At 70.2% G+C, this 21,087-nt stretch carries 31 protein-coding genes and 1 pseudogene; 31 read left to right on the forward strand and 1 reads right to left on the reverse strand.

Annotated elements, in window-relative coordinates; all coding sequences use genetic code 11:
• Positions 1 to 25: 25 nt before the first annotated feature.
• On the forward strand, positions 26 to 670 hold the full coding sequence (locus F7Q99_RS20095) for a hypothetical protein (RefSeq protein WP_153463294.1): 645 nt from the start codon (positions 26 to 28) through the stop codon (positions 668 to 670).
• A 119-nt stretch (positions 671 to 789) separates the two neighbouring features.
• Here F7Q99_RS20095 and F7Q99_RS20100 read toward each other — a convergent pair whose 3' ends face one another.
• The gene (locus F7Q99_RS20100; protein WP_153463296.1) at positions 790 to 1,098 is read right to left on the reverse strand and encodes a helix-turn-helix domain-containing protein; all 309 of its coding nucleotides are present in this window, start codon (positions 1,096 to 1,098) and stop codon (positions 790 to 792) included.
• A 169-nt stretch (positions 1,099 to 1,267) separates the two neighbouring features.
• On the opposite strand from F7Q99_RS20100, the gene F7Q99_RS20105 reads away from it, so the two are divergent.
• The 30 genes and pseudogenes from F7Q99_RS20105 to F7Q99_RS20245 all read left to right on the forward strand — a co-directional run bounded on the left by F7Q99_RS20105 (position 1,268) and on the right by F7Q99_RS20245 (position 21,076).
• Positions 1,268 to 1,606 carry a hypothetical protein gene (locus F7Q99_RS20105; RefSeq protein ID WP_153463298.1) on the forward strand — a complete coding sequence of 113 codons (339 nt, stop codon included), beginning with the start codon at positions 1,268 to 1,270 and terminating at the stop codon, positions 1,604 to 1,606.
• 50 nt (positions 1,607 to 1,656) lie between these two features.
• Positions 1,657 to 2,130 carry a hypothetical protein gene (locus F7Q99_RS20110; protein ID WP_153463300.1) on the forward strand — a complete coding sequence of 158 codons (474 nt, stop codon included), beginning with the start codon at positions 1,657 to 1,659 and terminating at the stop codon, positions 2,128 to 2,130.
• Positions 2,131 to 2,199: 69 nt separating this feature from the next.
• Positions 2,200 to 3,219: a protein transporter Sec31 gene (locus F7Q99_RS20115; RefSeq protein WP_153463302.1), complete on the forward strand. Its 1,020-nt coding sequence runs from the start codon at positions 2,200 to 2,202 to the stop codon at positions 3,217 to 3,219.
• An 11-nt stretch (positions 3,220 to 3,230) separates the two neighbouring features.
• A complete protein-coding gene (locus F7Q99_RS20120; protein ID WP_153463304.1) occupies positions 3,231 to 3,380 on the forward strand; it encodes a hypothetical protein in 150 nt (49 codons plus the stop codon).
• Between the two features lie 2 nt (positions 3,381 to 3,382).
• Complete coding sequence (locus F7Q99_RS42640; protein ID WP_268267554.1) at positions 3,383 to 3,511, forward strand: hypothetical protein; 129 nt, start codon at positions 3,383 to 3,385, stop codon at positions 3,509 to 3,511.
• Positions 3,508 to 4,269 carry a hypothetical protein gene (locus F7Q99_RS20125; protein WP_153463306.1) on the forward strand — a complete coding sequence of 254 codons (762 nt, stop codon included), beginning with the start codon at positions 3,508 to 3,510 and terminating at the stop codon, positions 4,267 to 4,269. The genes F7Q99_RS42640 and F7Q99_RS20125 overlap by 4 nt, the downstream gene beginning before the upstream one ends.
• Before the next feature lie 15 nt (positions 4,270 to 4,284).
• The gene (locus F7Q99_RS20130) at positions 4,285 to 4,692 is read left to right on the forward strand and encodes a hypothetical protein (RefSeq protein ID WP_153463308.1); all 408 of its coding nucleotides are present in this window, start codon (positions 4,285 to 4,287) and stop codon (positions 4,690 to 4,692) included.
• A complete protein-coding gene (locus tag F7Q99_RS20135; RefSeq protein ID WP_153463310.1) occupies positions 4,692 to 5,522 on the forward strand; it encodes a hypothetical protein in 831 nt (276 codons plus the stop codon). The genes F7Q99_RS20130 and F7Q99_RS20135 overlap by 1 nt, the downstream gene beginning before the upstream one ends.
• Positions 5,504 to 5,698: a hypothetical protein gene (locus F7Q99_RS20140; RefSeq protein WP_153463312.1), complete on the forward strand. Its 195-nt coding sequence runs from the start codon at positions 5,504 to 5,506 to the stop codon at positions 5,696 to 5,698. Before F7Q99_RS20135 ends, F7Q99_RS20140 begins: the two co-directional genes overlap by 19 nt.
• Positions 5,699 to 5,964: 266 nt before the next feature.
• Positions 5,965 to 6,192, forward strand: a complete 228-nt coding sequence (locus F7Q99_RS20145; RefSeq protein WP_153463314.1) for a hypothetical protein — start codon at positions 5,965 to 5,967, stop codon at positions 6,190 to 6,192.
• A complete protein-coding gene (locus F7Q99_RS20150) occupies positions 6,189 to 6,566 on the forward strand; it encodes a DUF6221 family protein (RefSeq protein WP_153463316.1) in 378 nt (125 codons plus the stop codon). The genes F7Q99_RS20145 and F7Q99_RS20150 overlap by 4 nt, the downstream gene beginning before the upstream one ends.
• A gap of 132 nt (positions 6,567 to 6,698) precedes the next feature.
• Positions 6,699 to 6,974 (forward strand): hypothetical protein, encoded by a 276-nt coding sequence (locus F7Q99_RS20155; RefSeq protein WP_153463318.1) that lies wholly within the window; start codon positions 6,699 to 6,701, stop codon positions 6,972 to 6,974.
• A gap of 32 nt (positions 6,975 to 7,006) precedes the next feature.
• Complete coding sequence (locus tag F7Q99_RS20160) at positions 7,007 to 7,318, forward strand: hypothetical protein (protein WP_153463320.1); 312 nt, start codon at positions 7,007 to 7,009, stop codon at positions 7,316 to 7,318.
• Positions 7,319 to 7,333: 15 nt separating this feature from the next.
• A complete protein-coding gene (locus F7Q99_RS20165) occupies positions 7,334 to 7,792 on the forward strand; it encodes a hypothetical protein (RefSeq protein WP_153463322.1) in 459 nt (152 codons plus the stop codon).
• On the forward strand, positions 7,716 to 9,314 hold the full coding sequence (locus tag F7Q99_RS20170; RefSeq protein ID WP_153463324.1) for a terminase family protein: 1,599 nt from the start codon (positions 7,716 to 7,718) through the stop codon (positions 9,312 to 9,314). Before F7Q99_RS20165 ends, F7Q99_RS20170 begins: the two co-directional genes overlap by 77 nt.
• Entirely contained in the window at positions 9,293 to 10,894 is a 1,602-nt protein-coding gene (locus F7Q99_RS20175; protein ID WP_153463326.1) for a phage portal protein, read from the forward strand. Before F7Q99_RS20170 ends, F7Q99_RS20175 begins: the two co-directional genes overlap by 22 nt.
• A 117-nt stretch (positions 10,895 to 11,011) precedes the next feature.
• Positions 11,012 to 11,812: a structural protein gene (locus F7Q99_RS20180; protein ID WP_153463328.1), complete on the forward strand. Its 801-nt coding sequence runs from the start codon at positions 11,012 to 11,014 to the stop codon at positions 11,810 to 11,812.
• 12 nt (positions 11,813 to 11,824) lie between these two features.
• Positions 11,825 to 12,214, forward strand: a complete 390-nt coding sequence (locus F7Q99_RS20185; RefSeq protein ID WP_153463330.1) for a hypothetical protein — start codon at positions 11,825 to 11,827, stop codon at positions 12,212 to 12,214.
• Positions 12,215 to 12,216: 2 nt separating this feature from the next.
• Complete coding sequence (locus F7Q99_RS40455; RefSeq protein WP_195911119.1) at positions 12,217 to 13,713, forward strand: DUF6582 domain-containing protein; 1,497 nt, start codon at positions 12,217 to 12,219, stop codon at positions 13,711 to 13,713.
• Between the two features lie 129 nt (positions 13,714 to 13,842).
• Positions 13,843 to 15,219, forward strand: coding sequence for an SU10 major capsid protein (locus tag F7Q99_RS20195; protein WP_153463332.1), 1,377 nt, complete (start codon positions 13,843 to 13,845; stop codon positions 15,217 to 15,219).
• A gap of 70 nt (positions 15,220 to 15,289) precedes the next feature.
• Positions 15,290 to 15,550 (forward strand): hypothetical protein, encoded by a 261-nt coding sequence (locus tag F7Q99_RS20200; RefSeq protein WP_153463334.1) that lies wholly within the window; start codon positions 15,290 to 15,292, stop codon positions 15,548 to 15,550.
• Positions 15,547 to 16,550 (forward strand): annotated as a pseudogene (locus tag F7Q99_RS20205) (IS5 family transposase). The gene F7Q99_RS20200 and the pseudogene F7Q99_RS20205 overlap by 4 nt, the downstream one beginning before the upstream one ends.
• A gap of 52 nt (positions 16,551 to 16,602) precedes the next feature.
• The gene (locus tag F7Q99_RS20210; RefSeq protein WP_153463336.1) at positions 16,603 to 17,271 is read left to right on the forward strand and encodes a hypothetical protein; all 669 of its coding nucleotides are present in this window, start codon (positions 16,603 to 16,605) and stop codon (positions 17,269 to 17,271) included.
• A gap of 194 nt (positions 17,272 to 17,465) precedes the next feature.
• Complete coding sequence (locus tag F7Q99_RS20215) at positions 17,466 to 17,930, forward strand: NUMOD3 domain-containing DNA-binding protein (protein WP_195911120.1); 465 nt, start codon at positions 17,466 to 17,468, stop codon at positions 17,928 to 17,930.
• Positions 17,927 to 18,430, forward strand: a complete 504-nt coding sequence (locus tag F7Q99_RS20220; protein ID WP_153463338.1) for a hypothetical protein — start codon at positions 17,927 to 17,929, stop codon at positions 18,428 to 18,430. The genes F7Q99_RS20215 and F7Q99_RS20220 overlap by 4 nt, the downstream gene beginning before the upstream one ends.
• 67 nt (positions 18,431 to 18,497) lie before the next feature.
• Positions 18,498 to 18,737: a hypothetical protein gene (locus F7Q99_RS20225; protein ID WP_153463340.1), complete on the forward strand. Its 240-nt coding sequence runs from the start codon at positions 18,498 to 18,500 to the stop codon at positions 18,735 to 18,737.
• Between the two features lie 3 nt (positions 18,738 to 18,740).
• Positions 18,741 to 19,922, forward strand: coding sequence for a hypothetical protein (locus tag F7Q99_RS20230; RefSeq protein ID WP_153463342.1), 1,182 nt, complete (start codon positions 18,741 to 18,743; stop codon positions 19,920 to 19,922).
• 110 nt (positions 19,923 to 20,032) lie between these two features.
• Positions 20,033 to 20,377 carry a hypothetical protein gene (locus F7Q99_RS20235; RefSeq protein ID WP_153463344.1) on the forward strand — a complete coding sequence of 115 codons (345 nt, stop codon included), beginning with the start codon at positions 20,033 to 20,035 and terminating at the stop codon, positions 20,375 to 20,377.
• Positions 20,378 to 20,403: 26 nt separating this feature from the next.
• Positions 20,404 to 20,625, forward strand: coding sequence for a hypothetical protein (locus tag F7Q99_RS20240; protein WP_153463346.1), 222 nt, complete (start codon positions 20,404 to 20,406; stop codon positions 20,623 to 20,625).
• Positions 20,626 to 20,641: 16 nt separating this feature from the next.
• Positions 20,642 to 21,076 (forward strand): hypothetical protein, encoded by a 435-nt coding sequence (locus tag F7Q99_RS20245; RefSeq protein ID WP_153463348.1) that lies wholly within the window; start codon positions 20,642 to 20,644, stop codon positions 21,074 to 21,076.
• Positions 21,077 to 21,087 lie beyond the last annotated feature (11 nt).

The following is a 21,087-nucleotide window of genomic DNA, read 5'->3' on the forward strand; positions in this document are numbered from 1 at the left end:
CGCACAGCGCACCAGGAGACCGGACATGTACTCCCTGCCCGCCCCGCTCGTCGACCGCCTCCGCACCCAGCTCGCCCAGATGCCGGAGCTGATAACCCTCGCCCACCTCGCGCTCGCCCCTGGCTCCGGTCGGCGTGGGGCCCGCGTCTCCGGCGCCACCCGCACCGCACCCCTCCCGTGCAACCCCGGCACGCTCTCCCTCATCGGCCCGACCGCGACCGACACCGTCCACGACGAGTACGGCGACCAGGACCAGACCCCCGGCCTCTCTCTCCTCTCCACCTGGGCCCGGACCGTCATCGACGACCGGCAACGCGCCAACGACTGGACCGGCTGGACCCGACCGGCCGGCCACGAGCGGGAGCGCACCGTCAGCGTCGCCGTGAAGGTGCTGCTACTGCACCTTGACTGGGCCGCCACCCGCCCGTACGCCCGTGACATGGCCGACGAAATCGGCCGACTCCACGGCCACCTCAACCGGGCGGCCGGCTACCCGATAGCGCCCACTCCCCAGCCCCGGCAGGTCTGCCCCCGCTGCCAGCTCATGACCGTCACCGTCCGCCCAGACGGGATGCGCGAGTGCTCCACCCTCGACTGCCGCGCAGTTCTGTCCGCCGACGAGTACGCCGACCGCGCCGAGTGCACCCTTGCCGAGCTCGCCGCGGCGTGACTGCCAACGAACGCCGGGCCAACCGGTGATGCGCCGGTGATGCGCGGCTGATACGCCGCAGGTCAGCGGCATGACAACGGCCCCACCCGAGACGCCGGGTGGGGCCATGATGCGTCCGGCTATGCCTCGGATGCGTTGGGATCCTGCGCCGCCTTCTTCGGCCGACTCTTGCCGGATCCGGAGTAGCCCTTGGAGATGTCCTGCACGGTCGAGAAGCTGATGCCGAGCTCTGCGCCGACCGATCGCAGTGACGCGCCGTCCCGGGCAAGCAGTTCGTTGACTGCTCGCTGGCGGAGCTCCTTCAGCTGCTTGTTCCGGTCGGGCAGTGCCTTCAGTACCTCGCCCACGGCGAGCGCTCTCTCTTTGGGATCGCTGATCCCTTCGAGCGCATCGATGGCTTCGAACACTCGTCGCGCCTCCTCGGTCATGCCCGGCCCCTTCCCATGGGTGGGCTACTTCCCAACTGTAGGGGGATCCCCTACAGTGATGGAAGGCAGCCCGTGCTGCTCCAACAAGAAAGCCCCGGCCGGCGCTTGCGACGCCATATGGCCGGGGCCAGTCCCACCCTCACGCCGCTAAGCCGAGGAGAGCAGGACCATGCAGCAGAGTACCCGCACCCGCCGCCAGAACCTCCGGGACCGCGCCCGCACCACCCGGGCCGCCGCCCGCATCAACCGCCGCGGCGAGGCCTCCCTCGCGACCCACGGCATCGCCCAGGGCCTCCGCCCGGCCGAGGCCCGCAGCATGGCCGGCACCCTCCGCAAGGAGGCCGCAGCCCTGTGGATCGACGGCAGCGAGCACCGCGTCCACGTCCGCCGCCAGATGCGGACGACCCACCGCTACACGCCCGCGCAGGTCGCGCTCATCGCCGTCATGTACCGGCCCCGCAAGCCGGCCTACAAGACCGCCGCCGCCCGCCTCGCCCTCGCCGCCTGACGCTGCCCAGACCCACCCACCCAAACACCACCACTAGAAAGGCAAACGTCGTGACCCCCAGCCTCGCCCTCGTCGCCACCGTCACCGGCACCCTCATCACCCTCGCCCCGATCGACCCGGCCGCCGTCCGCGCCAGCCTCCGCACGCTCGACCCCGATGCCCCCTTCGAGCAGACCGCCGAGGTCACCGCCGACCTCAGGCTCATCGACCACATCACGACGTGGCTTCCCGCCTGGCAGCAGCACGGCCTCGCCGCACTGGACCACAAGCTCCGGCTCCGCGACCAGTCCGAGAACAGGCTCCTCGCCGCCCACGGCTACCCGATCCCGACCGAGCAGCAGCAGTACCGCGCCCGCCAGGCCATCGCTGCAGCAACCGCGGCCATCCAGACCGCTGCCGACCAGGCCCACCCGCCCACGGAATGCCCGGCCTGTCACGGCTGGGAGGACTGCCCGGACGCCGACCGGGCCTACCGGAACGCGCTTCACACCGCCTGGGTCAACCGCTGGACCACCTCGGCCTGACAGTGCAGGCCAGTCCGGCGGCCGCCGGACCCACCACGACCCGCCCCGCTTCCCCGGAGCACAACCACCATGATTCGCCGCACCCGCACTGAGCAGCACGAGCAGCTCGTCCCGCACACCATCAACGGCATCACCGAGATGGTCACCGAGAAGTACGCCACCGCCGTACCCATCCCGCCCCGCGACTGGGACCGCATCGTCCGCGGCGCCGTCACCGGAGCCACCGCCCTCACCGTGGCTGGCAGCATCGCGTGGTCCACCGCCAGCATCGGCGACCTGCTCTCCCGCACCGTTCACCCCGTCATCGGCTACGGCGCCGCCGGAGTCTTCGACCTCGCGTGGATCAGCTGCATGGCCCTGGAGTGGCTCGCCCGCTACGACCGACGCAAGGCCGCAGGCCCCCGAAAGGCCGGCCACGTGGCGCTCGTCATCGCCATGGCCGCCGTCTGCGCCCACGGCATCCTCCAGGGCGGCCACGGCGCGATCGTCGTCGGCATCATCGGCGCCCTCGTATCCGCCCTCGCCAAGGGCATGTGGACGATGACCATGCGGCACCACTCGGTGGAACTCGACGACCGCTCCCAGCAGTGGGTGGAAGCCCGGTTTTCCGCCGCCCACGCCCGTCTCGCGACCGCCGCCGTCCACCGCGAACTTGCGCGCGTTGACGGCAACACCGCAGACATGCAGGCCGCCTACCAGACGACCGCGGTCGAGCCCTGGCCCGGCCCCGACCGGCCCCGCGGACAGCGTCCGGACAACGTGGACCCGGTTGTCCGAGGCGCCATCCTCGCCGCCATCGCCACCATGCCCGGCGCCACGCCCCGCGAGATCGTCGACCAGCTCGTCCACGCCCGCATCACGACCGACGAGAACACTGTCCGGACCGTGTCCGGACAGACGGACAGCAGGTCAGCGACCCTGCACGACCTCGACGAGCGCCGGGGCAAGGACAACATCTCGGACACCGTCCGGCACCTTGTCCGGACCGGAGTCACCGACGACGACGCGCTCCTCGTGCTCGTCCGCTACGTCCACGGCGACGACGTCAAGCCCGACACCGTCCGACGCCTGGCACAGCGCGTCGGTTGAAGGGGCGCCCCGTGTCCGCCTGGCTCCTCGCGCTCACCGCCGCACTTGCGTTCGCCGGCGTCTACCGCGTCTCCGACCACCCGGTCCGCCAGACGCTCCGCTTCGCCGGCGTCATCGCCCTCTGGGCCACCTGCATCGTCCTGATCACCACCTGGAGATAGCCATGGGCCTCGTGTCCAAGCTCACCGCCGCACTCGGCGGCAGCAAGACCACCAGCACCGCCATCGGTACCGGCTGCACTGATTGGGAGCGCACCGGCGGCCGCGGCCCCCGCAAGGAGACCTGGCTGTGACCCCGCCGCCCCCGCCGCCAACCCGGCCGCCCACCATCGGCGACCCTCCCGGCGCCAAGTGGTGGAGCAAGGGCGGCCCATGGAGCCAGCCCGCTCCCGAGCCCGAGCCCGTCGACCTCCACAAGCCCGACGTCTCCAGCGAATCCGGGGACCAGGCCGCCGCCGAGACCGAACCCGCCGGCAACGACCAGGCCGCCGAGCCGCAGGCCACGGGGGAGACCGACAACGACCCCCGAATCTGGGTGTCCGAGTTCGCCGACAACCTCGCCAAAAGGCTGGGCTCCGAGATCGGCACGATCCTCACCGAGACACCGGAAGAACGCGCCAACCGCCAGCGGGAGGAACGCGAGGCCGCGTACGAGGCCGCCGAGGAAACCGACTCCCAGCGCAAAGCCCGCCACCGGCGCGAGGCCCTGGCCCGCCGCCACAAGGCCGACGCCCTGTGGCACCAAGACCACGCCGAACGCACCAAGAGATTCCGGCGCTGGTGCATCCTCACCACCCTTTCCGCTTCCGCCGGATACGCCGTGCACCTGCCCCAGGCCCTCGCTCACCTGCCGCTCCCGGTCGGCATCGGCGCCCTCAGCCTCGCCTGGGCCTTCGACCTCAAGATGCGCGGATGGGGCCACATCCGCGTCACCCAGGTCCGCGGCCCCGCCGTGCTCTACCTCTGCCTGGTCCGCGTCCCCGTCGCCTCCGCCCTGGTCGCCGTCCTCGGCCTCGCCCCCCTCCTCGCCCTCACCGGCCCCCACCACTGACAGGAGTCACCAACCATGCTCGGCACCTTCGGCGCCGGCGGTGTCCTCATCGTCGTCGCGCTCGCTCTCATCGCCCACAAGCGCGGCGGCGGGAAGTTCCAGCCGGTCAAGGGCCACCACGTCTTCTACTGGGGTGCGGTCATCGGGATCGTCGCAGCCAGCGCGGGCACAGCCCTCCAGAAGATCAGCCTGGTCGGCACCCAGTTCTCCGACACGCTCACCAAGCAGTCCGAGACGTTCGGCACCGTCGGCCCGGCCGCCGTCGCCGCGTTCCTGGTCGGCGTCGCCTTCTGGTTCAAGCCCTCGTTCGTCAAGGACTTGATCTGCGGGATCGCCGCCCCCGGCGTCCTCAGCGCCGCCGCTGGCGTGTGGGCGATCCCCGTCGGCATCGTCACCTCCCTCATCCACACCGTGGTGAACTGATGCGCTACCTCGAAGGGGTCTCCGTGGCCGCGTTCGCCCGGGGTAATCGGCGCATGCTGGCCCCGCTCAAGACCCGGCACGCCGACGCCAAGGCCAGCCACGCCGAAGCACTGGCCGCCTGGAAGGAACGCCGCGCCAAGATTACGGAGGTCAAGGACCCCGAGCAGCGGTCCGCCGCACTCGAAGCCCTCAAGGGGGAGCGGCCCACCCACCCCCTACTCGTCGCCACCGGATGCACAGTCGTCGCCTCCGTGGTCGTGTGGCCGATGCTCCACGGCCACCACGCGGCCATCATCGCCGGAGGGTTGACCCTCTGGGTCCTGGCCGCGCTCGTCCTGGGCAACACCGACCAGCGTGCCGAGCCGGCCAAGGGGACCCCCCCGAAGGAGGACGGGCACCCGGAAGCGACCGAAGCGACCGGCGAACCCGAAGCGGTCGACGAGCAGGCCGAGTTCCTCACCCTGCTGCACCGCCTCATGCCCGGAGCCACCCCCGGCAGGGACGACCGGATCCACCTCGTCCAGATCGCCCACGAGTGGGCCGACAACGGCGCCGACACCGCCCCCGTCCGGGCCCTCCTCGCCGACCTCGGCATCCCCATCACCGACTGCCGAGTACCCGGCCGCGGCCCCTCCAAGGGCGTCTACCTCCGGGACGTGCCCCCACTCCCCGACCCCTCTCGGGTGCCCCATCCGGGTGTTGTTGCCGGGCCTGACCAGCAACAACAACAGCAACAACGCTCGGCGGCAACCGCCGAGAAGGGGTTCTGGACCAAGGCCCACCCCGACCAGCCGAATCGAACGATCATCCAATGGGAGAACGCATCATGATCGCCGACGAGCAGATCGCCGAGCAGCTTGACGCCGCGAACGGCCGACTCACCGAACTCCAGCAGCGTCTCATCGAGTACGCCTCCGACGCCGACGAGCGCGGCCGAATCTTCGACCAGATCCGCGCGACCCGCCGCGAGATCGACCGCCTGTCCACGCTCCAGCCGACCACCTGACCACGCCCCGGGGCGGCCGTCACAGCCTGCCAGCCCGCCGGCCGCCCCGGGCCTCCACCACCCACCAGAGCAGCAGAGGAGCACCATCATGGCGTTCGCCAACGGTTCCGACCAGCAGCCCGAACCCGTCGTCGTCGAGAGGGGTGGCGGCATCAGCCTCGAATGGCGCCAGGCCGATCCGCAGCCGCCGACTGAGCCCAGCCGATGACCGAACCGCCCGCCCCAGGACCTACCCGGGCGGGCGCCCGCGCGAGAGGATCAGCAGCATGAGCCGTCGTCCGTACCCCGACCGCAACAAGGCACTCCACCAGCTGTGGCGACACGGACCGCGCAGACCAGCCGCTGCCAACGTGATGGTCACTCTCGCATCCGATGCAAGTCCGTTCCTCACCGCAGTCCGGCAGGCACAAGCCAACTTGGTGTTCGACTGGCACCCTGACCTTCAGGAGATCAACGGCACGCTCGACAACCTGTACCCGGAGATGAACGAATGACCGATGGCCTGATCGAGTTCCTCCGCGCCCGCATCGCCGACGACGAGCAGGCAGCGCGGGCAGCCGGTGGAGACTCGTGGACGGTCCGCGAGCACACCGCAGACACAGTTGCGATCTACGACTCACGTCGCGAGCCAGTTGTGTATGACGAGGGTTGGCCGTCCGGCGAGCAGATGGAGTACATCGCCCGCTACGATCCGGCGCGGGTGCTGGCCGAGGTCGATGCCAAGCAGCGCATCCTCGCCGAGTGCGCGGCCGCACCGAACCATGACAACTGGGGCATGAGTTCGCTCGCTGAGAGCATCCTGCAGAGGCTCGCGCTGCCGTACGCCAACCACTCCGACTACCGGTCCGAGTGGGCGCCAGACGCCTGACTGGTCATGCCGCTTGCGCTTGATCGGCGCGCGTCGTAACCTGCGTTGCAGCAGGTAGCCCCTGCCCAGAAACGCCCCGAAGGCCCCGCAGCCGAGCAGCAGCGGGGCCTTCGTGCTGCCCGGGGAGGTGCCGTGCCTGTCTACCCCAACCCGCCACTCGACCTGATCGATCCGGTCGACATCGCCGACCGAGCTGGCACCGCCGCCGCGTTCGGGGTCTCCGAGTCCGCGGTGAAGAAGTGGGTGATGCTCGGTCTGATTGAGGCCCTGCCGATCCCCGGCGGCCCGCTCCTCTACCACCTGCCGACCGTCGCCTTGGCCGAGCGCCACTGCTGGCTCAACGGCGCCGACCGGCCCGCACGTGGCGGCCGACGCCCCGGCTGGCGAGTCGGACAAGCAGCCGCCTGACCATCCCCACCCTCACTGACCAGGAGAAGCCAATGTCGCGCGCCGATGACTTCCATGCCCTTGCCGACCGCCTCCAGGCCGAGGGGCACCACCTCGCCGACGAGGCACACCGGCTCTGGCTCCGCCTTCGCAGCGACGAGACCGCCCTTACGTCCGAAGTCGGCGCCGACGCACACAAGGTGGCGATCGACGCCGGCCCCGTCGTCGCCGAGATCAAGACCGACGCCGCATCCATCGGCGGTGACGTCGCCGAGGAGACCAAGGCCATGGGCGCCGAAGCCGTCGCCGACCTCAAGGCCGCGGCCGTGGCCGTGGCCGTCGAGAAGCCCAACCCGCAGGCCTGACCGCAGGGGGTGACCATGGCCTCCCGTCGGCCGCCCGCCAACCACCGCGACGCCCACCAAGTTTCCGTCGTCGAGCGCCGGCGCGAAGCGGTCAAGCTCCGCATCGGGGGCAAGACGTGGCAGGAGATCGCCGACCTCCTCGGCTACGACTCCAAGGGCGGCGCCTGCAAGGACGTCTCCAGGGCTTTGCAGAAGGCCGTCACCGACCTCGCCCTGCCGTTGGAGGAGTACCGGCAGCTCGAACTCGACCGTCTCGACGCCATGCAGAACGCCCTCTGGCCCAAGGTCCTCGACGGCGACACCCGAGCCATCGACACTGCCCTGCGACTCATGGACCGCCGCGCCAAGCTGTTGGGCCTCGATGCCCCGACCCGCACCGAGGGGGTGCTGAGCCTCGATGTCATCGACGCCAGCATCGCCCAGCTCACAGCCCAGGTCGACGCTGCTCGAACACAAACTGGCCCGGCTGACTGAACTCCGCAGCCTCATCGCCGAGCGCGACCGGCTCCACGCCGAACGCCTCCGCAACGTCGACGTGTTCGCCTTGCTCGGCTATGAACCGACAGGTCGGCAGCGGGAGTTCCACAACGCCGCCGAGTTCGACGTTCTATACGGAGGAGCGGCCGGCGGCGGCAAGACGAAGGCCCTGCTCATGGAAGGCATCCGGGCCTGCATCCGCTACCCCGGGCTGCGAGTTGGTGCGTTCCGACGTACCTACCCGGAGCTGAAAGAGAGCCTGCTCGCCGAACTCGCCCAGGCCGAATACGCCGCACCCCTCGGCGCCGTGTGGAACGCCAGCGAGTACGAACTGCGCTTCCCCAACGGCAGCCTGCTGATGTTCCGGTACGCCGAGTCCCTCAAGGACGCGACACGGAGGCAGGGCGGCCAGTACCAGCTGATCCTGTTCGACGAGCGGACCCTGACCGCGCCCGAGGTGTGTGCCTTCCTAGAGAGCCGCCTGCGCTCCGGCCGGGAGGACCTCCCGGTGCTCGGCATCCGCTCGGGTACCAACCCTGGCGGCCCCGGCCACGGCACCGTGAAGGCCCGCTACATCGACTCAACCGCCTACGGCAGCAAGGTCATCACCGACCAGCGAGACCGCACCGTCCGCTTCATCCCGTCCAAGCTGGCGGACAACCCGCACGTCAACGCCGAATACGCCGACGACCTTCGCAACCTGCCCGAGCAACTCCGCAAAGCATTCGTGGACGGGGATTGGGACAGCTTCATGGGCCAGGCCTTCGGCGAGTGGAGCCACGACCGACACACCCTCGACCCGATCACCATCCCCGCCGAGTGGCGGCGCGTCATGGGCATCGACTGGGGCTACGCCGCCCCTTGGGCGGCCCTGTGGCTCGCCGTCGACGAGGACGGCCGGGCCTGGGTATACCGGGAGCTCTACGCCCGGCAGGTCGGCGAACAGCAGCAGGCCGAACGGATCCTGGCAGCCGAGGCGGGCGAGACCGTCGGGCCGCGCTGGGCCGACGACGCCATGTGGGCCACCCGCGGCGACGCCAAACCAATCGCCCGGGTCTACGCCGACCACGGCGTACACCTCACCGAGGCCGGCAAGGGCGGACGAGTAGCCGGATGGCAGCGCCTGCGCTCCTACCTCGCCGACGGCCCGGCCTGCCCACACCACCGCGCCCAGGGCTGGGAGACCTGCCCGCGACTGCACGTGTTCCGGACCTGCGAGAACCTGATCCGCGAAATCCCGGCCCTGCCGTTCGCCACCAGTGGCGACCCAGAGGACGTGGACAGCAACGCCTCCGACCACGCGGCCGACGCCCTCAGGTACGCACTGATCAACCTCGGCAGCGGCCCGAAGTTCCCGGTGTTCGACGAGGCCACGCCACACCCAGCGGCAGAGACACTGAAGGCGCCGTTCGCTGGCGTCTTCGCCCACACGGCCGACTCGACGGCGCCCGGCTACGACGATGAGACCCCCGAGCGAGGGGCGGTGAGGAGGTCTCCGTGGGCTTCTGGTCCCGACTGACCCGCCGGCCCGAGCCCATCGAAGAGGCCGCCACCACGACGACAGCCCCCGCCGGCCCGACCCCGCAGCAGGCCGCACGCCGCGGCTACGAGTACGGCATCCCCCGCGGCGGCACCACCGAGCACAACCAGGGCGGCGGAGACCTCGGCGGCGACCGGCGCGAACTCCTCCAGCAGCTCTACCAGGTGTACAACACCTGCACCTGGGCCTCGGCGTGCGTGGACGCCATCGCCCGCACCGTCACCGCTGGCGGCCTCTACATCGACTGGGAAAGCAACGACCAGGAAGGCACGAAGAAAGCGCCGGAACGGTCGCCGAACGTCCAACGTCTGCAGCAGCTGATCGACTACTGCAACCCGTACGAGGACATGCAGCAGTTGGTGCGCGGCGCCGTCACGGACCTCGAAGTCGCCGCTGACGCGTACATCGAGCTGGTGTGGTTCCTCGGCGAGCCGATCGCCCTCTACAGCCTTGATGCCGCATCGATGCGGATCATCTCCGACCCGCACGGCCAGGTCACCCAGTACGTGCAGATTACCGACGACGGCCAGAAGGCCTACTTCGAACCGCACGAGATCATCCACATCACCATGGACACCCCCCGGTCCGGACTGCACGGAACCAGCCCGACCGAGAAGGCCCTGCTGCCGATCACGACTTGGCTGTACGCGTCCGGGCTGCTCAAAGAGACGATGCGCAAGGGCGACCCGCCCACGCTGCACGTCGATTTCCCCGAGTCGATGTCCGAGAACGCGATCAAGCGGTGGCTGAGCCAGTTCAGGGTGCGGAACCTCGGCCCCAAGAACAAGGGCGAGCCGGTCACCACCATCGGCGGCGGCAAGGTCACAGAGCTCCAGCCCTCCCGTGTCCCCGACCTGCACGCTACGAAGAACCAGGCCCGAGACGAGATCCTCTCCGAGTACGGCGTCCCGCCGGCCCAGGTCGGCGTGATCGAGTCCGGCAACCTCGGCGGAGGTACCGGCGAGTCCCAGCGGCAGACGTTCAAGACCAACACCTGCGGACCGGTCGCGGCGCTGATCCTGGAGAAGCTGAACTTCCACCTGACCAAGCAGGGCTTCGGCATCGACGGTTGGACGCTCAAGTTCCGTGACGTCGACATGCGGGACTCCAAGACCATCGAGGAGATCCGCGACATGCGGATCCGCAACGGCTTGTGGACCCTGGACCGCGCTCGCGCCGAAATCGGCGAGCCGCCGGTCGAGGGCGGATCCGATCCAGTGCTGATTGATCGCCAGAACATGGTGCTCTGGTCGGACATCGCTGTCATGTCGAAGGCCGTCATCGCGCGCAACGCGGCTCCCGGCCTTCAGGCAGGGGCACAGATCGACGGCATCGACATGGCGCCCGAACCGGATCCGCAGCCGGTGCCACCGGAGTTGGCCGCCCACGCTGCGGCGACGGCCGGCGGTCAGCAGCCTCCGCTGCCCGGGCAGCCGCCCACGCCACCGGGCAGCCCGCAGGAATCCCTGTACGACTGGCGGCACTACGAGGACACGTCAGACGAGGAGGAGCCCAATGACTTCGCCTCCCGTCTCCGGCGAGCCCTCGCAGCCGCCTGACCCTCCCGGCCCCACCAGTGACCAACCCGAGCCGCCCCGTACCGGATCGCACCAGGCACCGGACGGGGCACTCACCGCCGCCGGCGCTTGGCCGCTGATCCGCAAGCAGGTCTTCTGATGGCCGACCGAGCGCCGACTCTGGCACTCGGCCGGCTGGCCGGGACCTGGGCGGCGGTCTACCGGCGCCGCGACCAACTGGAGGCCGACGCAAGTGAGCAGGTCCTGGCCGCATGGCGGGCGGTCGCTGCCGGCCTGGACCTGGCGGACATCGTGACCGTCCTGCGGGACCAGGTCGGCCCCGCCGAGACCGCCGACCAGGACAGGCGTCGGCACCTGCGGCAGGTCACCGCCGCCGCGGTACTCGCCCGGCTCGCCGCCCTCGCCCGCCGCCCGGCGTGGCCCGGCCTGATCACGGCGATCACCAGCGTGCTGCGTCGCGCCCGGAAGGCCGGCCGGAGCGCCGCCGACGCCGTCATCGATGACACCGGCGACACCGACCTCCCCGACGACGGCGACGACCTCAATGATCCGGACGAGGACCTCGTCGCCGCCTACACCATCACCGCCGCGGCCCTGCGCGGCACTGCACAGACCATCGCCAGCAACCTCCTGTCCGCGGCAGAGCAGGGGGACGACGAGCAGGCGATGCAGGACCAGGCCGACGCCGACCTCACCACCGGCGCGGCCTGGTCCATCGCCGCCGCCACAGCCTCGGCCGCCGCGTTCACAACCGGCATGGCCGATGCCTACCAAACCCGAGACGTCCAGCAACTGGACTACGTGACCGCCGGAGACGGCCGCGTGTGCGCCGCCTGCTCAAACGTCGAGGACCGCAACCCGCACCCGGCCAACTCGGTGCCCCTGCCGCCGCTGCACCCGCGCTGCCGCTGCACCCTCCAGCCCACCCGCGCCACCTGACCGGAGGTCCCGATGCCCCACGGCCCGCTCATCAACGCCGGCCCCCGGGACCCAATCACGGTCTACTCTGCGACCGGGCAGACCGTCACGGCCTCCGGCGACTCCGGCCCGTTGGACTTCACCGCGATCAGCTCCGGGCTCGCCAGTGTGTTCGTCACAGGCGCCGCCGGGACCACACCGTCCCTGACCTGCTACATCGACGTCCAGGACGCCAACGGACACTGGTACCAGATCGCCACCGTGGGCGTCGCTCTCACGAGCGGCCCCAACTTCACGTTCGGCAACTTCGGCCCGGTCTCCGGCTCCGGCTACGTGCTGACCGGTGTCGGCCGCTTTCGGTGGGTCGTGTCGGGCACCAGCCCCTCGTTCACGGGCGTCGACTTCTCCGTGGTCGGGAGGTGACGGTGGCAGCCATCGCCAAGATCCGGGGCACGGCGATCGCGCCGGGCGTCTCCCGCAACGGTCGCCTGTACACCGCCGAGATGCTCGGCCGAGCCGTCGAGCGGGCCAGTGCTGCGATCGCACGCGGCGAGCCCCACACCATGCTGACCCACCACGGCGCGGAGGACGACTCCACCCGCATCGTCGGCCGTGTCACTTCCCTGTCACAGCGCGAGGACGGATCGGTCGCGTTCGAGGCGGAGATCGCCGACACTGCGCACGGCCGCGACATCGCTGCCCTCGTCACCGGCGACCAGCCGTTCCTCGACGGCGTGTCCATCCGGGGAGCCTGGCGCGGCCCGATCCGCCGCGAGAAGTACGAGGACCGCACCGTCGAAACCGCCGACGATCTCGACTTGTTCGGCCTCGACTTCACCAAGACCCCGGGGGTACTGGCCGCCCGAATCGAGCGCGGCGCGGCCCGGACGGAGTCCGCCGAGCCCGGCCGGCTGGTGTACGAGTCGGTCACCGAGGCCATCGCCGCCAAGGTCAAGGCTCCGTACGGGCCCGTGCAGTACGCCGACCCCGGCTACCGGGACAGCGTCAAGCGCTACCCGATCGACACCGCCAAGCACGCCCGCGCCGCCTGGTCCTACATCAACGAGGCCTCCAACGCGGCCGACTACACCCCCCAGCAGCTAAAGCGGATCCGCTCGCGGATCAAGGCGGCCCTGAAGAAGTTCGGAGTGAGCGTGTCTGAGACCACCAGCTTCGGTGACGTCACCGAGTTCTACGGGGACGAGCCAGCCGGGACGGGTGGCGGGTTCTGCATCGACGCCCACAACGGGCCTGTGAGCGTCACCGTTCGGTGCTGCGGGATCGATCCGGCCGAGCTGCGGGTCATCGCAGCAGCCGCCATGGATGCCGCGGTGGACGCGCTGCAGTGCCTCGACCCGAACATGGACGCGGACATCGACGGGCCCGGCGCCCCGAATGCCGACAACGACGGCGACATGGAGAGCCGGCGTCCGGACGACGACCAGATGGAGACCACTCCGTCCCCACCCCTCGCCGAGACCGCCCCGCCGATCCCGGCCGGGGAACCCACCACCCCTCAGGAGGTGCCCGCCGTGAGCGAGCCCACCCCGGCCGTCGAGACGGCCAGCACCCCGATGATCGCCCTCACCCAGGAGCAGTTCCAGCAGCTCCTCGCCCGCACCAACCCTGCCCCCGCCACCGAGACGGCCTCGCCGGCCCCGGCCGCCGCCGCTCCGGTCGAGGAGACCGACGAGCAGCGCATCGCCCGCATCGTCGCCGAGCGCCTCGCCGCCGAACGCGAGCAGCTCATGGAGTCGCTGCGCGACGAGGTCCGCCAGACCGGCCCCGCCCGCAAGGGCCTGCGTACCGAGACGCCCGGCGGTGCGGCCGTCGGAGGCCCGAGCCAGGACGAGATCCGCCGCAATACCAACGAAGCGCTCCTCAGCTGGGTCTCCAACGGCCGCTACTCGCTGGCCGACTGACCAAACCCGCAGCTTCTGACCGCCACCCGCAGCAGGGTGGTGCCGGCCACGGCAGGAATGGTCCCCGCCCCCGCAGCGCGCCGCGCCGGGGGCCTTCTCACTTCCATCTCCCGCCCTGGAGGCACCCCCATGTCTGCCGAGCTCCGCGAGGCACTGACCGCGGCCGGCGCATCCGCGCTCGTCCCGAAGGTCATCGACCCGAACCTCTTCGAGAGGATCCGGCGGTACTCGCCGCTGATCGAGGCCCTGCCCTCGCAGAAGATCAAGACCACGGACTACTACTTCAACACCCGCAACGGCCTCGCCTCCGGTGGTGCCGTCACCGACGGCGGCGCCCGACAGGTGTCCGTCGGCACGTACTTCCAGAACAAGTTCACGATCAAGCAGCTCCAGGTCGTCGGCGCGGTCACCGGCTACGCCGAGGAGGTCACCGCCGATGTCATCGGTGACCTGCGGGCCCGCGAGATCATGGGCGCCATCAAGGGCCTGCGCTGGGACACCGAGCAGCAGCTCGTCGCCGGCAACGCGGGCGCGACCCAGTTCGGGCCGTACCCGCAGTTCGACGGCCTCGCATCGCTGATCAACCAGTACACGGCCACCGGCAGCGCCGGCCAGAACAGCATCGATGCCGGTGGTGGCAACGTCTCCCTTTCGCTGCTGAACCAGCTGATCGACCTGGTCGAGTCGTACACCGCCGCCCAGGTCACCACCGGCGGCTCGGACTGGATGCTCGTGATGTCGAGCACCGCCGAGGGCGCGCTCGCGAGCCTGTTCACCAACCAGCAGCGGTTCATGGACGTGGAGGTCACCCCCGGCCTCGTCGTCCCGAGCTACCGCAACATCCCGATCATCCGGTCCTCCTACCTCGGGACTAAGGGCACCAGCATGGGTACCGTCACCGGGACCCCGGCCACCACCGGCGGCACCCTCGCGGCAGGCACCTACTACTACAAGGTCGCGCCGGTCATGTCCCGCCAGGGCGAGGCCGCCGCATCGGCCGAGGTGACCGTCACCACCACCGGGTCGACCTCAACGGCGACGCTGGCGTTCACCCCGCCGACCGGCTTCCAGTCCAGCACCCCGCAGCACTACATGGTGTACCGGGCGACCGCGACCGGCCAGGAGACCCTCCTCGGCGCCGTGGACGCGACCGTGGGCCTGGCCGCCGACGGGATCACCCCGATCCTGACCACCAGCATCGTCGACACCGGCACGGCTCTGGTGCCGCAGAACGGCGCGACCGTCCCGGCCCAGACCCCCGCCACGTACGTCGGCACCAACACCGGCCTCAAGCCCCGCAGCGTGGGCCAGGAGGACATCTACCTGATGTCCCGTGACCGCGACAACGTGCTGCGGCCGTACGTGCGTGACCTGATGCCCAAGGACGTGTACCCGACCACCAGCAGCCCCGACTCGATGCCGTTCGCCGTCGTCTCGGACACCTGCCTCGCAGTCCGAGGCGCGGAGTGGATCGGCCGTCTGTCCCGCGTCACACCGGCGCTGTAACCCCCTCTGCTGGCTGGCCGTCGCAACTACTTCGCGTGACGGCCGGCCCCAACACCCGGCGGGAGTCCCTGTGTTCGTCACCAAGAAGCATCCCGGCGGCAGCTCGCACGGCTACCAGTGGCCCAAGGGCGGCGAGTTCATCGAGATGAGCCCCGAGCACGCCCACGAGCTGGTCACCATCCAGCCGGGCGAGTTCGAGGCCGTACCCGAGCTGCCGAAGGGCGCCAAGGCCCACGTGCCGCCGACCGCCCTAGGGCGGGTATCGGGTCGTGATCAATCTGTGGGATTCGCTCTCACGGCGAGGCCTGATCAGGTAGACCATGTCGCGTGACGCGAGTGCAACTGACTGATGCAGAGTGGGAGTTCATCGGGCCTTACCTGCCGATCGGCGAGTACGGCCCGTATCCGGAGCGGCTGCGGCAGCAGTTCGAGGGCGTGATCTGGCGGTTCAGGACCGGAGGGCAGTGGCGGGAGATGCCGGCGGAGTTCGGCGCGTGGTCGACCGTCTCCAACCGCTTCCGGCAGTGGCGTGACGCGGGCGTCTTCGAAGCCCTGCTCGAGGGCGCGATCGCGGAGGCCGCGAGGCGGGGCGAGGTGGACTTGTCGCTGGTCAGCGTGGATTCCACCACCGTTCGGGCCCACCACGACGCCGCCGGGATGCACCTGCGCCCCGACGCCCTGGCGGCCCTGGAGAAGGCCGCCGACGAGGCGGAGAAGGCCCGGCAAAAAGGGGCGGCCCGGAAGAACAAGACGGACAGTGCACCGCAAATGATCCAGAACGCGAAGAACGACGACGTGCCCGGCGGCGGCGCAAGCTCCGCCTGAAGGCCGCACTGCTCGGACGCTCCAGAGGCGGGCAAACCAGCAAGATCCATGTTGCCGGCGAGCGGAAGTGCCGACCGCTGGTGTTCGTGCTGACCGAGGGGCAGGCCGCCGACAGCCCGCAGTTCATCCCCGTGCTCAAGAAATTACGGGTCCGCGGGCCGGTCGGCCGTCCCCGCACCCGGCCCGACGCGGTCGCCGGGGACAAGGCCTACTCGTCCCGCGGCAACCGCGCCCACCTGCGTCAACGCGCGATCAAGGCCGTCATCCCGGAGAAGAAGGACCAGGCCGCCAACCGGACGAAGAAGGGCAGCCGTGGCGGCCGGCCCGTCAGCCACGACGCCGACCTCTACAAAGAGCGCAACACCGTCGAGCGCCTGATCAACAAGCTGAAAGCCTGGCGAGGCATCGCCACCCGCTACGACAAGACGCCCGCCAGCTACCTCGCCGGCCTCCACCTCCGCGGCGCGATGATCTGGATCAAAGACCTCAGCAGGACCACTCCTTGATCGCGACCGAATACGCTCCCTAGCCGCCGACACCGTCGTGGAGGAGTAACCAGTGGCCGCCGACACGCCCACCCCGCTCGCGACGTTCGCGCAGCTCCAGGAAGGCGCGTTCGCGGACCTCGTACGCTCCTACACCAGCCCCCAAGTCCAGCAGGACCTCATGTTCGAGTCCACCCGGCTGTGCGAACGCGCCGCCGGCCGCCGCCTCGCGCCGTTCACCGGCCTGACGGAGACCGAGCGCGCCACCGGCATCGACCCGGACGAGTACATCGACGCCGGCAACGTGCCACTCGACCTCGCCGGGACACTGGGCCGCTCCTACGCCTACGCCATGGGCACCACCAGCCTGGTCCGGCACGGCTGGCTACGCCAGTTCGCCCCGCACTACCCGGAGTTGTGGACCTACAGCCTCCAGTCGATCACCATCCACCGTTCCTACGGCGGCGACCAGGTGGTGAACCTCGCGAACGTGCGGGGCCCGGACCCCGACACGGGACACATCTGGTACCCGATCGGCACGTTCCTGCCGATCGGGAGCTACGTGACGTACGTGTACGGCGGCGGCTACAGCACAGTCCCCGCCGACCTGGTCAGGGCCTGCAAGTACATGGCCGCCTCCATCGCAGTCCGCGAGTTGGACCCGACGATGGCCGGCCACGGGCACGACCCGGACGCGCTCGCCGCAGACGCCCACGCCATCTGCGCCGACTACCAGGGCTGACGGCCGTGTGGGGCACTCCTCAGCCGTCCGGCGCACGGCACACAACCCGGCGCCACCTGTCTGCTGCAGCCCGCGCGAAGCTGTCCGCCCGCATGAAGGGCCGCAAGCGACCCCACCGGGGCCATGCGCTCTCCGCATCAGCACGCGCGAAGATCAGTGCGAAGCTCCGGGGACGGCACCCCGCGGGCCACAGGATGTCGGCGACCGCCAGGGCGAAGGTGTCCGCCAAGCTCAAGGGGCGTCACCACCCTGGCCACAAGCTGTCCGCCTCCGCGAAGGCCAAGCTCTCCGCCAAGCTCAAGGGCAGGCATCGCACCCTGTCGGCCACCGCCCGCGCCAAGCTGAAGGCGCGCCGGCACAAGCCGCTCTCGGCCGCAGCCCGGGCGAAGCTCAGCGCGAGGATGAAGGGCCGCCATCACAAGGGCTCGCGCCACAAGATGAGCCCGGCCGCTCGGGCGAAGCTGTCCGCCCGGATGCGCGGTCGCCACCACAGGCCCGGCCACCGCAAGCCCATGTCGGCCGCCGCGAAAGCCAAGTTGTCCGCGCGGATGCGCGGCAAGCACCGCCGCGGGCACCCGATGTCTGCTGCCGCGCGCGCCAAGGCCGCCGTCACCAGACGCGCCCACCAGCGCAAGCAGACCCGCCGGAGGCGACGGTGACCAACACGCCGGCCAACGCCGTCACTCGTGAGGCCGCGTGGCTTACCACCTTCGGGGACGGACTGCCCGCCCTACTGAAGGCGAACGGCGGGCCGTGGGACGTGATCCAGGCGTACATGCCCCGCACTCCTGCCGCGCAGAAGACACAGCTGTACGTGCTGCGGCGCCGCTGGCAGACCGACCGGCTCTCCATCGGCCGGCGCTTGCCCTCCTATCACTTCCACCTGGTGGCGTACTGGCCGATCGGCGCGACCACCACCGGCACCCAGATCGCCGAGACCGAGCAGGCCGCGTTCGACAACGCGCTCTACCTGCTGGTGCAGCGCATCGAAGGATTCGCCACCGACCACTCTCACGGCGGCCGTTTCCTGTCCGTGGCAGAGGCGCCACCGACCACGGTGATCGACGTCGAGTACGGCGACCCGGCGCACGCCATCAGCGCCGGCTTCCTCACCGCGACCGTCACCTACACCGCGGACGACCAGGACTACACGGCCTGACGCCCGCTCCCCAGCAGCCCCGGCCCCCGGCACCGCACGGGGGCCTTCGTCCTTCCGGAGGCCCTCCGTGTCCGACACGGCCCCCTACCTGCAGCGCAACCCCGGGCCGGACCCGGTGGACGTACCGGCGATCCCGGCAACCGTCGGCGCCGGCGAATCTGTGGCCTGGCACATCCCCATCGCCGGCTTCGAACTCGTCCCCGATGACGCTCCGGCCCCGTCGCCAGAGGCGGCCACCGACCCCGCGCCGGACGTCCCGGCCAAGACCACCACTCGGGCCCGGACCGCCGTGGCCGGCGAGGAGTAGACGATGACCCAGCTCGCCCGCTACGGCACCCTCGGCCTCGGCAAGGAAGGGTCAGGTACGCCGGGAACCTACGCGGCGCCGACGGTCGGCATCCCGTACACCGGCTCGTCCGGCTTCGAGGACATGATCGCGCAGATCAAGGACGAGAGCGTTCGCGGTAACGACACGATTCTGCAGGGCTCGTACCAGGGGCCCGCGCACGCCGAGTGGACCATCGACTGCCTCGCCTACCCCGACCTGACCGGCCACTTCCTCGCGGCGACCGTCGGCCCGGACACCGTCACCGCTGGCACGAGCACCACGCTGTCCGCGGCCACCACTGTCGGGGCGACAGCGATCCAAGTGCCGGTATCGCTGGCGGCCGGCACGATCGTCAAGGTCGGTACCGGCGCGGCGATCGAGTACGCGATCACCGACGGCGCTCCGACAGGCACCGGCCCCTACACGTCGAACGTGACCACCGTGCTCGGCAAGACCGGCGTCAACCGCGTCGGCTTCGCCAACGCGCACTCCTCGTCGGACCCCGTGGTCGGGGCGACCACTCATACGTTCAAGCAGAACCCGGCCATCGCGTTGCCGACCTACTCGCTGACGTACTTCGACACCGTCAGCTACGTCAGCTGCAGCTACGTCCGGTTCTCCGAGCTTCAGATCAAGATCGATCCCAAGGGTGCGGTGACGCTCGGCACCAAGGCCACCAGTTTCCCCTCGGTCGCGGCCTCCACGGTCAGCGAGACCTACTCCCAGTACGATCCGCTGCTCGGCTGGTCCTGGAACCTCACCAACGCCGGGGCCTCCAGCACCCGCGGCAAGAGCCTGGACGCGACGATCAAACGCGCCGTCGAGGCGATCGAGAGCAGCGACGGCACCCAGGTCCCGCGCGAGATCTTCGCCGGCGCGATCGAGTACGACGCCACGCTGAAAGCGATCTTCGAGAACAGCACCGACCTCAACCTGTTCCTCAACAACTCCCAGCAGCCCCTGACTGCGAGCATGCAGCAGCCACTGACCCGCGGCGGCCAGTCCCTCACACTGACCGCCTCCAAGACCGCCTGGCACAAGGGCAAGCGCGACATGTCCGGCAGCTACGCGCAGGCCGACTTCAGCATCAGCGGCATCTGGAACTCGACGGACGGCGGTGCGGTGCAGGCCACGCTGCTGAACTGGCAGACCACCGCCTACTGACGGCGGTCCCTCGAACGTCCCGGCGCGACGGCGGGCGCGCGAGCGTTGAGGGCGCGGGGACGCGCCCACGCCGCGCCGGGACCCCCTCCCCACCCCTCAAGGAGCACAACATGGCTGGCTACGCCAACCGCATCGTCACCCTCGACTTCCCCGAACTCACCGAGCCAGGCGACGAGATGATCCGCGTCGTCATGCGCAACCCCAAGACGGTACCCGGCCCCGAGCTGATGGCCGACACCCCCGATAACGTCACCTCCGAGCAGGCCTTCCAGGCCGGCCTCGCCATCCTCGCCAAGCTCATCGTCGGCTGGCACGTCTACGACGCCACCAGCACCGCCGACGACCAGCCACCGCTGCCGATGCCCGCAACGGCCGACAGCGTCGGACGGCTACCGATGGAGATCCAGAACCGGATGGCCGCCGAGCTCAAGGCGGTGACCGGCGCGGGAGCCTAGGGCCGGATGACCCGTACCTCGTCGATGTGCTCTGGGCAGCCGAGAGCATCTACGACGGGACGTGGTCATCCGGCCCGCCGCCGGACGAGGTCGTGGACTTCGAGCTGATGCTGGCCACCGGCTGGACGTGGCAGGAGCTGCAGAACACGCCCTGGTACGTGCGCCGGTACACCTGGGACCTGATGCTCACCCGCCGCCAGGCCGAGCAGGACGCCCAGGAACGAGCGAACCGGAGGAACGGTGCCTGAACTCCGACCAGGGGTGATGACCGCCGTCTTCACCAAGGTCAGCGCACAAGGCATCGCCCGGACACCCATCGCCCTGGCGGACCTGGCCGACGCGATCCTCAAACAAGCCAAGACCAACGCCAGCAACGGCTCACACGCCTGGGGAACCCCCACACCGGCCCGACCCGGCGAGGGGCCGGCACGGATCTCCGGAACCCTGGTGCGCTCGCTGGCCCGCACATCGGTCAACCGCACGGTGACCGGCGCCGAGGTCCGCGTCGGAACCCAGCCCGGCATGGCGCCGCCGTACAGCCGGACCCCGAGCAGCAAGTACGGCTCCTACCTGGAACAGGGGTTGAAGAACGGCGCCAGGTATCCGTTCCTGACCACGGCGTTCGTCTTCGGCGTGCACGTCGCCGCTCCCGCGATCTACCGCAAGGCGTACGGCGATGGCTGGAAGCGTCTGGCCTGACAACTTCAGGG

Source organism: Streptomyces kaniharaensis (genome assembly GCF_009569385.1).
GTDB lineage: Bacteria > Actinomycetota > Actinomycetes > Streptomycetales > Streptomycetaceae > Kitasatospora > Kitasatospora kaniharaensis.